Raw genomic sequence first — 14,660 nt, forward strand, 5'->3', positions numbered from 1 at the left:
CAGGGCCCTTGCCCGCCCACCGTCACGGGACACGCTGCAAGTACATCCTTGTAAGCTCTTACGCGGCATCCATGCCGCGTAAGGTCCCGCGACGGTGGGCGGCAAGGGCCAGTCAAGATGGTCGGTGTGCAGGGTTTTCAGTAATGCAGCCAGCAAACTGTCTGGTGCGGTGTCCTCGCCGATTGCGGGACCGTGTGGCGGCATGGATGCCGCCACCGAGCCCCCATGGACGGGTTTACGGCGTGTCCCGCGAGCGGCGAGGGCACCGCGCCCTCGATGCTGCGCGTTTGCTGCAGGCCCTTGCCGGCTCACCATCGCGGGACACGCTGCAAGTACGTCCATGTAGCTCTTACGCGGCATCCATGCCGCGTAAGGTCCCGTGACGGTGGGCGGGCAAGGACCCGTCGAGATGGTCGGTGTGCATGGCTTTCACTAAAGCAGCCAGCAAACAGTCTGGTGCGGCGTGCTCGCCGCTTGCGGGACCGTGTGGCGGCATGGATGCTTCGTGGGACTGGTTCACGGCGTGTCCCGCGAGCGGTGAGGGCGCCGGACCCTCGACCAGTAGAGCGTTGCTACGGCTTCATAACGCACCGATCCAAAACCTGGTTGTCCTGAGCGGGGACTGGACTGTGAGGGCAAGGTCGCGGTTGCCCGGAAATGACCGCATGGCGTGACTGCACACCGTCGCTGCGCAGCATTTATGCGGAATTTACGCGGCGGCTGTCGCAGGTCCATAGCGACTTTACGCAGCCCGGGAAGACACTGCGCGGGTTGGCGGAGCGGTTCCGCCCTGGACGATTCCGATGCATCCCTTGACCTGTCTGCTCCATCGGCGCTGTGCGCGCGGTGTGGCAGCGCTTTGCCTTGTCGGCCTGCAGACGCTGCATGCGCCGTTGCACATCGCATCCATCGCGCCGCGTTGCGCGCATGACGGGGAGTAACCGTCATGCCTGCCTGGTTGTCCCTGCTGTGCGGCGTGGCCGTACTCGTTGCTGCGGCTTACCTGTTGTACGTGGTGCTGCGGCCCGAAGACTTCTGATGCGAGTGCGCTCCAATGAGTGAAACCTTTCTTGTCTACGCGCTGGCCATCGTGCTGGCGTGGCCCCTGGGCCGTTATCTGGCGGCAGTGATGCGTGGTGCACCGATGCGCGGCGATGCGCTGTTCGGCTGGATCGAACGGCCCTTGTATGCACTGCTCGGTACCCGCCCGCAGCAGGGCATGTCGTGGCGCGGCTATGCAGTGGCGTTCTTGCTCAGCAATCTGGTTGTCGGCCTGCTGACCTGGGCGGTGTTCATGACCCAGGCATGGCTGCCGTTCAACCCGGACGCCATCCCGAACATGCGCTGGGATACCGCGCTGCACACCATGGTGTCGTTCGTCACCAACACCAATCAGCAGCACTACTCAGGCCAGGCGCAGTTGTCGTACCTGGCGCAGATGACCGGCATCGTCGGCCTGCAGGTGGTGACGCCGATGATGGGCCTGGCCTTGGCGGTGGCGACCTTGCGTGCATTGTTCGGTGGGCGAGCCGCCGCAACCGTGTCAGATGCTTCGCTGGCATCCATTGCGACGGCGAGCGCCAAGCCACCGGTGGACGGGCCGTACGATGCGGAGATTCACACGCCACACCAGGGACGGCAGCAGTCGGCTTCGGGATTGGAGGCACTGCCGGAGGCAGACGTCGGCAATTACTGGGCGGATGTGATCCGCGCCAGCGTGCGTGTGTTGCTGCCGCTGTGCCTGCTGTGGACAGTGCTGCTTGGCTGGCAAGGCGTTCCCTCCACATTGCGGGGTGCCGCCACCGCCACACCGTTGGACAGCAGTGCCGGCATGCCCAAGCAGACCATTCCGGTCGGCCCGGTGGCGGCGATGGTCGCGGTCAAACAGCTCGGCACCAATGGCGGCGGCTGGTATGGCCCCAATAGTTCGGTGGCGTTGGAAAACCCCACGCCGTTGAGCAATTTGCTGGAAACCCTGGCGCTGGTGCTGCTGCCGATGAGCGTGGTGTTCATGGTCGGCTACCTGACCGGGCGCAAGCGACTCACCGCGTTGGTGTTCGGCACCATGTTGACGATGTCGGCTGCCTCCACTGCGTTGTTGCTGTGGTCCGAAGCGCATTCGGCCAGTGCCGCCTCGCCGGCCTTGATGGAAGGCAAGGAAGTGCGCATCGGCGCCGATGCGTCCGCACTGTGGGCAGCGTTGACCACGCAAACCTCCAACGGTTCGGTCAATGCAATGCACGACTCGCTGGCGCCGCTGAGTGGCCTGGTCACGTTGGTGGATATGCTGATCAACGCCATCTGGGGCGGCGTCGGCTGCGGCCTGCAGCAGTTTGTGGTGTACCTGTTATTGAGCGTGTTTCTGGCCGGGTTGATGACCGGGCGCACGCCCGAATTGTTCGGCCGCAAGATCGAAGCGCGCGAAGTGCAATTGCTGGCACTGTTGATCCTGTTGCAGCCGCTGGTGGTGCTGGGCTTTACCGCGGTGGCATTGGCGGTGCCGGCATTGACAGCCAATTCCAATCCGGGCTTTCACGGCATCAGCCAGGTGTTCTACGAGTACACCTCGGCCTTCGCCAACAATGGCTCGGGTTTCGAAGGGCTGGGCGATGCCACGTATTGGTGGAACCTGAGTTGCTCGGTGGTGCTGGTCCTGGGCCGCTACCCGGCGTTGATCCTGCCGTTGATGGTGGCCGCGCGCATGGCGGTAAAGCGGCGTGCGCCCGAATCGGCCGGCAGCCTGCAGGTCGAAACGCCCACCTTCGCGCTGACCTTGATGGCGATCGTGCTCGTGCTGACCGTGCTGCAGTTCATGCCGGCACTGGTGCTGGGTCCCATCGCTGAACACCTCGCCCTGGCGGCGTCCTGAGAATTGAGCAATGTCTACGATCGATACAACTGAAAAACGCGAGCGCGGTGACGCAGCGTTGTTCGATGCTGCGGTGCTGATCGCAGCGATGCGTGCGGCCTTTATCAAGCTGTCGCCACGGCATCTGCTGCGCAGCCCGGTCATGGCGGTGGTGATGGGCGGCACGCTGCTGGCGGCGGTGATCACCGCCAGCGGCTACGGCAATGCCGGCTTTGGCTGGGCGATCACGGTGATCTTGTTCGTCACCGTGCTGTTCGGCAATTTTGCCGAAGCCATTGCCGAAGCGCGCGGGCGTGGACAAGCCGCATCGCTGCGCCGTGCACGCAAGGATCTGGTCGCACGTCGCGTCGAAACCGCATTGGGCGGGCGCGAAACCCGCGTGCCGGCTGCCGAGCTGCGCCCGGGCGACTACGTGATGGTGTCCGAAGGCGAATTCGTCCCGGCCGACGGCGAGATCGTGCGCGGTCTTGCCACCATCAACGAAGCGGCGGTGACCGGCGAATCGGCACCGGTGCTGCGCGAGGCCGGCACCGATCGCAGTGGCGTGATCGGCGGCACCCGGGTGCTGTCCGACGAGATCGTGTTCAAGGTGACGGCCGAGCCGGGCCACAGCTTCCTGGATCGCATGATCGCGCTGGTGGAAGGCGCCAACCGGCAGAAGACGCCCAACGAAATCGCGCTGACCTTGTTGCTGGCCGCAATGACGTTGACCTTCCTGATCGTGGTGGCATCGCTGCCGGCGATTGCCGGCTTCGTCGGCGTCACGCTGGATCCGTTGTTGCTGATCGCATTGCTGGTGTGCCTGATCCCGACCACCATCGGCGGCCTGTTGCCGGCGATCGGCATTGCCGGCATGAACCGCGCGCTGTTGGCCAATGTGCTGGCCAAGTCCGGCAAGGCGGTGGAAGTGGCTGGCGACGTGGACGTGTTGCTGCTCGACAAGACCGGTACCATTACCTACGGCGACCGCCAGGCCACCGCGTTCCATCCCCTGGCCGGCATCGATCGTACGCAACTGCGCGATGCCGCGATGCTGGCCTCGCTGGCCGACCCGACGCCGGAAGGTAAATCCATCGTCAAGCTGGCACGTCAGCAGGGTGCGGTTGCGGTCGAGCCGGACGGCGCGCATTTCATCGCCTTCACTGCGCAAACCCGCATGTCCGGCGTCGATATCGCCGGGCGCAGCATCCGCAAAGGTGCCGGCGACTCGATCGTCGCCTATGTACAGGCAATGGGCGCGACGGTCTCGCCGGAATTGAACGGCCGTATCGAAGAAGTCGCGCGCGGTGGTGCCACGCCGCTGGTGGTGGCCGAAGGCCGCCATGTGCTCGGCGTGGTCGAGTTGAGCGACGTGGTCAAGCAGGGCATCAAGGAGAAATTTGCGCAGCTGCGTGCGATGGGCATCAAGACGGTGATGATCACCGGCGACAACCCGCTCACCGCCGCCGCGATTGCCGCCGAAGCCGGCGTGGACGATTACATCGCGCAGGCGCGCCCGGAAGACAAGCTGGCGCGCATCCGTGCCGAGCAGGCCGGCGGTCGGCTGGTGGCGATGGTCGGCGACGGCACCAACGATGCGCCGGCATTGGCACAGGCCGACGTGGGCCTGGCGATGAACTCCGGGACGCAGGCGGCCAAGGAGGCCGGCAACATGGTGGATCTGGATTCTGACCCGGCCAAGCTGCTGGCGGTGGTCGAAGTGGGCAAGCAGCAGTTGATCACGCGCGGTGCCTTGACCACCTTCTCGCTGGCCAACGACGTGTCGAAGTACTTCGCGATCCTGCCCGCGCTGTTTGCGGCCGCGATTCCCTCGATGGCCGCGCTCAACGTGATGCAGTTGTCCAGCCCGCGCCATGCGGTGCTGGCGGCGCTGATCTTCAATGCGTTGATCATTCCGGCGTTGATTCCGCTGGCCTTGCGCGGCGTGCGGTTCCGTCCGTCCAGCGCCACCGCCTTGCTGCGCCGGAACATGCTGATCTACGGCCTGGGTGGCGTCTTGCTGCCGTTTGCCGCCATCAAACTGATCGATTTGGCGCTTGTCGCCACCCTGGGTACCTGAGTCATGACCACGTCTTCCAAGAGCACTGCCATGTCCACCTCCGTGCCATTGCGCGATGATGGCGTCCTGCGTGCCTCCATCGGCCTGGCCGCTTTCACGCTGCTCGGCCTGGGTCTGGCCTATTCGCTGGTCGCCACCGGCATCACTGGCGCGCTGTTTCCGGCGCAGGCGCAAGGCTCGCTGCTGCGTGCGGAGGCGAAGGTGGTCGGCTCGGCACTGGTGGCGCAGCCCTTTACGGATGCGCGTTACTTCCAGCCGCGCCCATCCGCGGCCAAGTACGACCTCACCGCTGCCGCCGGCAGCAATCAGGCGCGCTCCAATCCGGACCTGCAGTCGCGCATCGCCACAGCGCGTGCCGAGGTTGCCGCACGCGATGGCATCGCCCCGGATGCGGTTCCGGGCGAGTTGCTGACCCAGTCCGGCAGCGGCCTGGACCCGCACCTGAGCCCGGCCGGCGCCCAGGTACAGGTGCGCCGCGTCGCCGCCGCCCGCGGCTGGCCGGAACAACGCGTTGCCGCGCTCCTGCAGGCCGCCACCGAACACCCCCAGTTCGGCCTGCTTGGGCAGCCACGGGTGAATGTGCTGGCGCTGAACCTGGCATTGGATCGCGCCGGGAATGGGGAAACGGGAATCGGGAATGGGGTGAAGCAAAAGCAATAGGATCATCGGGCAGCTGTAGGCTTTGCGATTCCCCATTCCCCATTCCCCATTCCCGATGATCGACGCCCGCACCCAACAAGCCGATGCGCTGATCGACGAACTGCAGCGAGAGCACGGCGGGCGCCTGACGGTCTTCCTGGGCGCGGCGCCCGGGGTGGGCAAGACCTACGCCATGCTGTCGCGGGCGCGCGAGCGCCTGCGGCAGGGCATGGACGTGGTGGCCGGCATTGTGGAAACCCACGGGCGTAGCGAAACCGCCGCGTTGCTGGACGGCTTGCCGCTGTTGCCGCGCATCCGCGTGAGCTACCAGGGCCGCACGCTGGAAGAGCTCGATCTGGATGCGCTGCTGGCGCGCAAGCCGCGCTTGGCCCTGATCGACGAGCTGGCCCATCGCAACGTGCCCGGCAGCCGGCACGAGCGGCGATGGCAGGACATTGTCGAGTTGCTCGATGCCGGCATCGATGTCTACACCACGGTCAACATCCAGCACCTGGAAAGCCTCAACGACATCGTGCTACGCATCACCGGCGTGCGCGTGTCCGAAACCGTGCCCGATGCGGTGTTCGATCGCCTGCGCGACATCGTGCTGGTGGATCTGCCGCCACGCGAACTGATCGAGCGCCTGCAGCAGGGCAAGGTGTATCTGCCCGAACAGGCGACACAGGCGTTGCAGGCGTTTTTTTCGCCATCCAACCTGACCGCGCTGCGCGAGTTGGCGATGCAGACCGCCGCCGACCGGGTCGACAGCGACCTGCGCGACACCCAGGCCGCACGCGGGTTGCCCGGCACCGCCGCGCTGCGCCGTCGCGTAGTGGTGGCCATCGATGGGCGTGGCAGTTCGGAGTATCTGGTGCGGGTGGCACGGCGACTGTCAGAACGCCGCGATGCGCCATGGACCGTGGTCACCGTGCAGACACGTACCGTGGCCGATGCCGGCTGGCAGCTGGAGATCGACCGCGCCTTTGCATTGACGCGTCGACTGGGGGGCGACACCGCATTGCTGCATGGCGCCAATGTCGCAGAGGCCTTGCTGGATTTCGCATCGCAAAACGGTGTGTCGACCCTGGTGCTCGGGCGCACCCGCGAGCGTCCCCTGGCGCGCATGTTCAACCGCACCCTGACCCAGCAATTGCTGCAGCGTGGCGCGCATTACGAACTGGTCATCGTCAGCTCCGCCGATGCACGCGCGCGCGCGCGGCAACGCTGGCGCAATCCGCGCCATTGGTTGCAAGGTTACGACCTTGCCTTTGCCGCAATCGCCGCCGCCGGTGCGGTGGGCGTGGCGTGGCTATTGCAGCGCTGGACCGATATCGACGATCTGTCGATGGTGTTCATCGTCGCCGTGGTGCTGGTCGCCTCGCGCACGCGCATGGCCGCAGCGGTGATCGCGGCGTTACTGAGTTTTGTCGCCTACAACTTCTTCTTCATCGAACCGCGCTTCACCCTGCACATCAGCGCGCGCCAGGGCGTGGTGACGGTGTGCCTGTTCCTGATCGCCGCCCTGGTCGCCGGGCGCCTGGCCTCGCGTCTGCGTAGCCAGGTGCTGGCGTTGCGCGCCGCCAATGCGCACGCCAACGCGCTGCAGGCACTGGGCCGCCAGCTCAGCACGGCCGCCGATCTCGGCCAGGTATTGGAAGCCGGTCGCCGTGCATTGAGCACCGCGCTGGATGCGGAGGTCTGGCTGCGCCTGGAGCAGCGCGAAAGCGACGCACCGGCCAGCTTCGGCGCACTTGACCGCAGCGCGGCGGAGTGGACGCAGCGCCATGGGCAAGCTGCGGGCCGCTTCACCGACACCCTGGCCGGTGCGCAGTGGTGGTGCCTGCCGGTACGCCACGAGCGCGGCACGCTCGGCGTGGCGGCGCTGCGCTTCCGGCAGAGCGTACAGCGCCCCGGGCTGGAGCAACGCCGGCTGGCCGAAGCGATGGTGGACGATATCGGTCAGGCGGCGCTGCGCACGCGCCTGGTCGCCGATCTGGAAGGCGCACGCGTGAGTGGCGAAACCGAGCGCCTGCGCTCTGCCTTGCTGTCGTCCGTCTCGCATGACCTGCGCTCGCCGCTGGCCTCGATGATCGGTTCGGCCAGCAGCCTGGCCAGCTACGGCGACGCGATGGATGCGCAGGATCGCCATGCCTTGCTCGACACCATCCAGCTCGAAGGCGAGCGGCTGGATCGCTACATCCAGAACCTGCTCGACATGACCAAGCTCGGCCACACCGGGCTGACCTTGAATCGCGACTGGATCGGCGTGGACGAGTTGGTCGGCTCGGCCACGCGCCGCCTGCAGCGCTACCAACCGGAGGTGCGCCTGCAACTGGAGCTGGCCGCCGACCTGCCGGCGATCTGGGTGCACCCGGCGCTGGTGGAGCAGGCCATCTTCAACGTGCTGGAGAATGCGGCGAAATTTTCGCCACCCGGCATGGCCGTCACCGTGCAGGCGCAGCTGCGCAGCGGCGCGCTGCAGATCGACATCGGCGACCAGGGCCCCGGCATTCCCGAAGACGAGCGCGCGCGCATCTTCGACATGTTCTACAGCGTCGAACGCGGCGACCGCGGCCGTCATGGCACCGGGCTGGGCCTGACGATCTGCCAGGGCATGATCGGCGCGCACGGCGGCAGCGTGGAGGCGCTGGCCGGGACGCATGGTCACGGCACCACGATCCGCATTACGCTGCCGTTGCTCGTTCCCGCCGCGCCACCTCGCCCCGATGCCGACTGACCCCACTGCCATCCCGCCCGCCCGTGTGCTGATCGTCGACGACGAGCCGCAGATCCGCCGCTTTCTCGACATCAGCCTGCGCGCGCAGGGGTATCGCGTGCTGCAGGCCGGCACCGGCGAAGAAGGTCTTGCGCTGCTGGCCGGGCAGGGCGCCGAACTGGTGGTGCTGGACATCGGCCTGCCCGACCGCGACGGCCATGAGGTGCTGCGCGAGATCCGCCAATGGTCCAACGTGCCGGTGATCATGCTCACCGTGCGCGCCGGCGAAACCGAAAAGGTTGCCGCACTCGATGCCGGTGCCAACGACTACGTCACCAAGCCGTTCGGCGTGCAGGAACTGATGGCGCGCATCCGCGCGCTGCTGCGCCAGGCCGGCACCGGCAACACGGTGGAAGAAAGCGTGTTCGACGATGGTCGCCTGCACATCCATCTGGGCCTGCGCGAAGTCACCCTCGATGGCGAAGCGGTGCCCTTGAGCCGCAAGGAATACGCCCTGCTCGCGCTGCTGCTCAAGCACGCCGGCCGCGTGGTGACGCAACCGCAGCTGCTGCGCGAAGTGTGGGGGCCCACCCACGAGGAAGACACCCATTACCTGCGCATCCTGGTCGGCAAGCTACGCCAGAAACTGCACGACGATGCCGCCGCCCCGCATTACATCGTCACCGAGCCCGGCGTGGGGCTGCGGTTTATCGGGGTGACGCGCTGAGGCGACAGCACCACTAGAGCGGCGGCAACACCTTGCCCGGATTCAAGATCCCGTCCGGATCCAGTGCGGCCTTGATCGCGCGCATCGCCGCCAGCGTGGGCGCGCTGAAGGCCTGGGTCATGAAGTCGCGTTTGGCCACGCCGATGCCGTGCTCGCCGGAAAGCGTGCCTTCCAGCGACAACACCAACGCGAACACGCGCGGCAATGCCGCATGCGCGCGCGTGTGTTCGTCGGCATCGTCCGGGTCGTACATGATGTTGACGTGCAGGTTGCCGTTGCCGGCGTGGCCGAAGGCGACGATCGGCAGGGCGAACTCCGCCGCCAGCGCTTCCACGCCTGCAACCAGTGCAGGAATGCGCGACACCGGCACCACCACGTCTTCGTTGATCTTGCCGGGCTTGATGGTGCGTAGCGCCGGCGACAACGCACGGCGTGCCGCCCACAGTTTGTCGCGCGCACTGCCATCGGCGGCGATGTCCAGGCTGATGACGCCCTCGCCATCGGCGGCATCGTGCAGGGCCTGCAATGCGTAAGGCAGCGTGTCGTGATCGCCATCGGCTTCGATCAACAACATCGCGCCAGCCTCGGGCACGTCGCTGCCATTGCGGCGCAGTAGTGCGATCGCACTGGCATCCATGAATTCCAGCATGGTCGGCGTGGTGGGTTGCGCCATCAACCGCGACACCGCTGCCGCAGCGCTGGCGGCATCGCGGTACAACGCGCGCAGTCCGGCCTGCGCGACTGCGCGCGGTGTCAGCTTCAAGGTCGCTTCGACGATGATCGCCAGCGTGCCTTCGCTGCCGACCAACAGATGGGTGAGGTCGTAGCCGGTGGAATTTTTGGTGTATGCGCCGCCGCAGCGGATGACGTCGCCGGTGCCGGTCACTGCCACCAGGCCGAGTACGTTGTCGCGGGTGGCGCCGTATTTCACCGCGCGCGGGCCGCCGGCGTTGGTGGACAAATTTCCGCCAACACTGCAAATCTCCGCACTGGACGGATCCGGCGGCCAGAACAAGCCATGCGGCTGCAAGGCCTGCTGCAGATCGCCATTGAGCACGCCAGGCTGCACCACGGCGCAGCGGTCCTGCGGGCGCAATGCCAGGATGCGGTTCATGCGTGCCATCGACACCACCACGCCGCCGGAGAACGGCACCGCCGCGCCGGTGGTGCCGGTGCCCGCGCCGCGCGCCACGATCGGCACGGCATGCGCGCGGCAGGCCTGCACGATCGTCACTACGTCGTCAGTATCGCGCGGCAGCGCCACAGCAGCGGGCAATGCCCAGCGATGCGAATCGTCTTCGCCGTAACGGCGGCGCGCATCGGCACCGGTCAACCAGCCATCGGATCCAAGCCGCGCTGCCAACAGCTCGGCCAGCGGGATGGGAAGTACGTCGGTCATTGCGGGTGATCCTGTGGTGCGGCGCGCTGGATGCATCTAAATCCCAGCGCTGCGACGGTGAGCGGCAGCCAGACCCAGCGCAGCTCGGAGAGCAGCGTGGCCAGGCCGCGCGCATTGAAGAACCCGTTGGCGAACGGCGACACGCGGATCGGCCGCCACGGCGCGAACCAGCGCGCCTCGCTCCATGGCCATGCCAGCGCAACGCCAAGTCCGCCGGAGGTCATCGCATCCAGTAGCGGGTGCGAGGCGGTGCAGACAAACAGCCACACTGCGGCCTGCACGACATCCGCACGCAGGCTGCGATGCGCCAACGCGCCGCACAGTGCAACGACGCTGGCGAACAACAACGAATGGCTGGCACCACGGTGGCCAAACGCATCGGCATACGGAACGTGCAGCGCAAATGCCAGCACATCCGCATCGGGCAGCATCGCCGCCACGATGCCGGCAGCGAGCAGTCGCGGGGAAATGCGTCCGCGTTCGCTGGCGCACCAAAGCGCCAGTGGCACTGCGGCGTGGGTCAGGATGGTCGGCATCGAATCTCGTTAGTCGAGCTTTCTGAACACTCAGCAATCGTCGGCGCGGAAGGCGTCGCGGATCCAGTGCAGCAGCGGCGGCTCGCCGCTGGCCTCGACCACGTCGAAGCGACACGGTAGCGCTGCCAATGCAGGATGAGAAACAAGAAACAACTGCGCGGCCAACACCAGCTTGCGGCGTTTGCGGACATCCACCGAGGCCGCGCCGCCACCGAAGCGGCTATCGCGGCGATAACGCACTTCCACGAATACCAGCGACTGTCCGTCGCGCATCACCAGGTCGAGTTCGCCGCCGCGATAGTTGGCATTGCCTGTCACCAGGCGCAAACCGGCCTGCTCCAGCATGACGCGTGCGGCCGCTTCCACCGCCGCACCCCGTTGCTGGCGCGCTGCCGGCATGAGCTCAGCGGCCGTCGGCGATCGGCACCGCGCGTCCACCGTTGAAGGTGGACCAGGCCGGGGTGCGCAGCACGTTGCCGAAGCCGTCCAGATGCAAGGTGCCGGTGGCGCCACGCAGGCCGCCATCGGTGCCGGTGGCGAGCTTTTCCAGGTACGCGCTGATCTTCCAGGCGTCGTAGCCGAAGGCGAACAGGCGTGCGGCCGGGCCGCGCGCGCTGGGCAGGGTGCTGGCGACCTGGCTGGCCGCCGGCAGGCCGGAGACGCCCAGCGCGGTCCAGGTTTCGCTGGGGTAGACGATGCCGTCCAGCGCCAGATCGTCTTCGACCTTGCCGGTGCCGGCGACCAGCTGCGAGGTGCCCACGCGCGACTTGCCGGCGAATCCGCTCAACGCCAGCTGTGGGGCCAACGCGCGCGCGGTATTGCCGCGCACCGCCAGGAACACCGCATCGGCAGTGCCATAGTTGCGCAGCTGCGCACCGATGTCGCCGGGCGCATCGGCCACGCTGATGCTGCCGGCCACCGTGCCGCCGCGTTCGGTGAAGCGGTCGCGGAAGGCCTTGATGGTGCGCTTGCCGTTGTCGTCGCCGGTGCCGACGATCAGTACGTTGCGGCGTTCGCGCGAGAGCAGGTATTCGGCGGCCATGATGCCGTCGTCTTCCGGTGCCAGCGAGAAACCCGCGCTGCCGCTGGGCGGCGCCTTGTTGTCGGTGGGACGGTTGAGCGCCAGCACCGGCACGGCAAGCTGGCCTCGCGCGAACAGGGCGCTGACTTCGTCGCGACCCAGCGGGCCGACCACGTAATCGACACCGGCGCTCACCGCCTTGTCGTAGGCGGCGTTGGCGCCGGCAGCGGTGCCGGCGGTGTCGAAGAACTGCAGCTCCGGACGGCGGCGGGTTTCGGCGTAGTAGCCGGCCAGCAGTCCATCGCGCACCGGCGCGGCAGCGGTGGCCAGATTGCCGGTGAGCGGCAGCAGGACGGCCAGCTTGATCGGCGGGCGGTAACCATCGCGCTCCGCCGGCGGGCGCTTGCTGGTGTCGAAGCCCCACTGCGCATCGCGGTCGAACGCGCGCGGCAGCGCCAACCCGCGGCTGATCAACGCGCGGCCGGCGAAGTTGTACAGCGGGTCGCCGGCCGGCAGCGCGGCGGTACGGCCCTTGAGCGAGGCATCGTCCAGCGCCGCCAGCAGACGCACGATGGCACGCTGGTTCTCGCTGCGGGGCGTGCCGGCCAGGCTGGCATCGGCGCGTGCGCGGTCGGCGGCGGCGCCGAACAGGTCGCCGGTGGCTTCCAGCGCGGCGGCGCGTGCCAGCAGCCAGCGCGTCTGCAGCGGCTGGGTCAGCCCCTGCGGGCTGTCGCCCAGTGCCTGCAGCGCCTGCGCGGCCTGCTTGTCGATCACCGCCAGCTCGCCGGTCAGCAGCCCGAAGCGGGCGCGTTCTTCCCCGCTCAGATGGCGTGCGTTGACCTGCGCCAGCAGCGTGCGTGCGCGGGCATCATCGCCGGCGTCGTGCCAGCCGAACGCGGCGGCGGCCAGCAGACGGCTGCGCTGCGCACCGCTGGCACCGGCGGCTTCGGCTTCCAGCTGCTGCGCCGCTTCGCGCGGCTTGCCCTGGTCCAGCAACGCCAACGCAGCGCTCTGCGTCGGCGAGGCGGTCTGGGTGACGCTGCTGGTGGCGCAACCGGCCGCCAGCATGACCAGCAACGACAGGGCGGAGATCCTTGCAACACGCTTGTTCATTTCAGATCCATTGGACAGGGGCCGCCAGGGCGGTCCGTTGAAAACCGCTACGATTCTACCCTTTGCCCCCGGAAGACCGCTGATGATGTCCCCTGGAACCCTGCACGTGGTCGCCACGCCGATCGGCAACCTGGCCGACCTGTCGCCGCGCGCGCAGGAGGTGTTGCGTGGCGTGGCCGCGATCTGCGCCGAAGACACCCGGCATACCCGCCAATTGCTCAGTCATTTCGGCATCGACCGCCCGCTGCTGGCCCTGCACGACCATAACGAAGAGGCCATGTCCGAGCGCATCGTGGCGCGCCTGCGCGAGGGCGAATCGCTGGCCATCGTCAGCGACGCCGGTACCCCGTTGGTCAGCGACCCCGGCTTCAAGCTGGTGCGCGCTGCCCGCGTCGCCGGCATCAAGGTCAGCCCGGTGCCGGGTGCCTGCGCGGCGATTGCTGCGCTCAGCGTCGCCGGCCTGCCCAGCGACCGTTTCGGCTTCGAGGGCTTTTTGCCGGCCAAGAGCGCCGCCCGCCGCGAGCGCCTGGCGCACCTGGCCGGCGAAACCCGCACCCTGGTGTTCTACGAGTCCTCGCACCGCATCGTCGACTCTCTGGCCGACCTGCGCGGTGCCTTCGGCGACGAGCGCCCGGCGGTGATCGCCCGCGAGCTCACCAAACTGTTCGAAACCGTGCTCGACGGCACCCTGGCGCAGCTGCAGGCCAGGGTCGAAGCCGACGACAACCAGCGCAAGGGCGAGTTCGTGGTGATGGTGCAGGGCGCCGCCGACGCCGCCGACGGCCAGTTGGCCGAAGGCCGCCGCGTCTACGCCAAACTCGCCGAACACCTGCCGCCATCCACCGCCGCCAAGCTGGCCGCCGAACTGACCGGTGCGCCGCGCAAGGCGTTGTATGGAGGATAGGAGGGCGATCGCGGGAGCGGGTGTGCGTGCGCGTGGGATGTCTCGGTAAGGCCGGTTCGCGCCCAGGTGCGCTCCTACTGGCGATGGCAGGGCTGGTTCGGCGCCGTTTTGCACGGTGGCGATAGCGTATAGTGCGCCCCGGCGGAGTCGGCCAGACAGTCGCGTCACTCGCAAGGGTGCCGAGGAAAGTCCGGGCTCCATAGGGCAAGGTGCCAGGTAACGCCTGGGCGGCGCAAGCCGACGGACAGTGCAACAGAAAGATACCGCCTACGTTCCTTTCGGGGAGCCGGTAAGGGTGAAATGGTGCGGTAAGAGCGCACCGCGAGTCCGGTAACGGACCGGCACGGCAAACCCCACCTGGAGCAAGACCAAATAGGGATCCATTGGCGTGGCCCGCGCTGGATCCGGGTAGGTTGCTTGAGCGCTGCGGTGACGTAGCGCCTAGACGAATGACTGTCCACGACAGAACCCGGCTTATCGGCCGGCTCCGCCGCCTTCTTTGGGCGTTCGCCCTCAGAAGGCGCCCACGTTTTGTACCGCCGCAGGCGGTACAAAACGCGGGTCCCGCTCCGGGCATGCCACAACCCCCGCGGCTGTCGCCGCGCCCCCTTGACTCAAGGGGGCTTGCAGATAGGTGGTTGGCTGGGGTGCTTGCGCGCTACCTGATCGACTCCCTT

The 14,660-nt window shown here is 67.4% G+C and carries 11 protein-coding genes and 1 other RNA gene; 8 read left to right on the forward strand and 4 right to left on the reverse strand.

From position 1 onward, the window contains the following. The first annotated feature begins 946 nt into the window (after positions 1 to 946). From FHY19_RS20330 to FHY19_RS20355, 6 genes are read left to right on the forward strand one after another with little or no spacing between them, the layout of a single operon-like run. Positions 947 to 1,039 carry a potassium-transporting ATPase subunit F gene (locus tag FHY19_RS20330; protein WP_006452907.1) on the forward strand — a complete coding sequence of 31 codons (93 nt, stop codon included), beginning with the start codon at positions 947 to 949 and terminating at the stop codon, positions 1,037 to 1,039. A gap of 15 nt (positions 1,040 to 1,054) precedes the next feature. Next, positions 1,055 to 2,869 (forward strand): potassium-transporting ATPase subunit KdpA, encoded by a 1,815-nt coding sequence (kdpA, locus tag FHY19_RS20335; RefSeq protein WP_259168168.1) that lies wholly within the window; start codon positions 1,055 to 1,057, stop codon positions 2,867 to 2,869. Between the two features lie 10 nt (positions 2,870 to 2,879). Then, positions 2,880 to 4,928, forward strand: coding sequence for a potassium-transporting ATPase subunit KdpB (gene kdpB / locus FHY19_RS20340; RefSeq protein ID WP_259168170.1), 2,049 nt, complete (start codon positions 2,880 to 2,882; stop codon positions 4,926 to 4,928). A 30-nt stretch (positions 4,929 to 4,958) separates the two neighbouring features. Next, a complete protein-coding gene (gene kdpC / locus FHY19_RS20345) occupies positions 4,959 to 5,588 on the forward strand; it encodes a potassium-transporting ATPase subunit KdpC (protein WP_259168171.1) in 630 nt (209 codons plus the stop codon). 55 nt (positions 5,589 to 5,643) lie between these two features. Beyond that, positions 5,644 to 8,304: a sensor histidine kinase KdpD gene (locus FHY19_RS20350; RefSeq protein ID WP_259168173.1), complete on the forward strand. Its 2,661-nt coding sequence runs from the start codon at positions 5,644 to 5,646 to the stop codon at positions 8,302 to 8,304. After that, positions 8,294 to 9,010 (forward strand): response regulator transcription factor, encoded by a 717-nt coding sequence (locus FHY19_RS20355; protein WP_259168174.1) that lies wholly within the window; start codon positions 8,294 to 8,296, stop codon positions 9,008 to 9,010. Before FHY19_RS20350 ends, FHY19_RS20355 begins: the two co-directional genes overlap by 11 nt. Before the next feature lie 13 nt (positions 9,011 to 9,023). Here FHY19_RS20355 and FHY19_RS20360 read toward each other — a convergent pair whose 3' ends face one another. Genes FHY19_RS20360 through FHY19_RS20375 form a run of 4 tightly spaced genes read right to left on the reverse strand, consistent with a single transcriptional unit; the run spans position 9,024 to position 13,079 of the window. After that, entirely contained in the window at positions 9,024 to 10,409 is a 1,386-nt protein-coding gene (locus FHY19_RS20360; protein WP_259168176.1) for an FAD-linked oxidase C-terminal domain-containing protein, read from the reverse strand. Continuing rightward, complete coding sequence (locus FHY19_RS20365) at positions 10,406 to 10,945, reverse strand: metal-dependent hydrolase (RefSeq protein WP_259154652.1); 540 nt, start codon at positions 10,943 to 10,945, stop codon at positions 10,406 to 10,408. The genes FHY19_RS20360 and FHY19_RS20365 overlap by 4 nt, the downstream gene beginning before the upstream one ends. 30 nt (positions 10,946 to 10,975) lie before the next feature. After that, complete coding sequence (locus FHY19_RS20370) at positions 10,976 to 11,344, reverse strand: YraN family protein (RefSeq protein ID WP_259154651.1); 369 nt, start codon at positions 11,342 to 11,344, stop codon at positions 10,976 to 10,978. Between the two features lie 4 nt (positions 11,345 to 11,348). Next, positions 11,349 to 13,079 carry a penicillin-binding protein activator gene (locus tag FHY19_RS20375; protein WP_259168177.1) on the reverse strand — a complete coding sequence of 577 codons (1,731 nt, stop codon included), beginning with the start codon at positions 13,077 to 13,079 and terminating at the stop codon, positions 11,349 to 11,351. An 82-nt stretch (positions 13,080 to 13,161) separates the two neighbouring features. On the opposite strand from FHY19_RS20375, the gene rsmI reads away from it, so the two are divergent. Further along, on the forward strand, positions 13,162 to 13,983 hold the full coding sequence (gene rsmI, locus FHY19_RS20380) for a 16S rRNA (cytidine(1402)-2'-O)-methyltransferase (RefSeq protein WP_259168179.1): 822 nt from the start codon (positions 13,162 to 13,164) through the stop codon (positions 13,981 to 13,983). Between the two features lie 143 nt (positions 13,984 to 14,126). Next, an RNA gene (gene rnpB, locus FHY19_RS20385) (RNase P RNA component class A) lies at positions 14,127 to 14,476 on the forward strand. The last annotated feature ends 184 nt before the right edge of the window (positions 14,477 to 14,660 follow it).

The sequence above is a fragment of the Xanthomonas sp. 4461 genome, from assembly GCF_024806475.1.
In the GTDB taxonomy this organism is placed as follows: Bacteria; Pseudomonadota; Gammaproteobacteria; order Xanthomonadales; family Xanthomonadaceae; genus Xanthomonas; species Xanthomonas arboricola_F.

What these genes read in the sequence shown, in the direction of transcription:
- FHY19_RS20330 (WP_006452907.1), top strand. Translation starts at nt 947, where the DNA reads ATGCCTGCCTGGTTGTCCCTGCTGTGCGGCGTGGCCGTACTCGTTGCT.
- kdpA (WP_259168168.1), top strand. Translation starts at nt 1,055, where the DNA reads ATGAGTGAAACCTTTCTTGTCTACGCGCTGGCCATCGTGCTGGCGTGG.
- kdpB (WP_259168170.1), top strand. Translation starts at nt 2,880, where the DNA reads ATGTCTACGATCGATACAACTGAAAAACGCGAGCGCGGTGACGCAGCG.
- kdpC (WP_259168171.1), top strand. Translation starts at nt 4,959, where the DNA reads ATGTCCACCTCCGTGCCATTGCGCGATGATGGCGTCCTGCGTGCCTCC.
- FHY19_RS20350 (WP_259168173.1), top strand. Translation starts at nt 5,644, where the DNA reads ATGATCGACGCCCGCACCCAACAAGCCGATGCGCTGATCGACGAACTG.
- FHY19_RS20355 (WP_259168174.1), top strand. Translation starts at nt 8,294, where the DNA reads ATGCCGACTGACCCCACTGCCATCCCGCCCGCCCGTGTGCTGATCGTC.
- FHY19_RS20360 (WP_259168176.1), bottom strand. Translation starts at nt 10,409, where the DNA reads ATGACCGACGTACTTCCCATCCCGCTGGCCGAGCTGTTGGCAGCGCGG.
- FHY19_RS20365 (WP_259154652.1), bottom strand. Translation starts at nt 10,945, where the DNA reads ATGCCGACCATCCTGACCCACGCCGCAGTGCCACTGGCGCTTTGGTGC.
- FHY19_RS20370 (WP_259154651.1), bottom strand. Translation starts at nt 11,344, where the DNA reads ATGCCGGCAGCGCGCCAGCAACGGGGTGCGGCGGTGGAAGCGGCCGCA.
- FHY19_RS20375 (WP_259168177.1), bottom strand. Translation starts at nt 13,079, where the DNA reads ATGAACAAGCGTGTTGCAAGGATCTCCGCCCTGTCGTTGCTGGTCATG.
- rsmI (WP_259168179.1), top strand. Translation starts at nt 13,162, where the DNA reads ATGATGTCCCCTGGAACCCTGCACGTGGTCGCCACGCCGATCGGCAAC.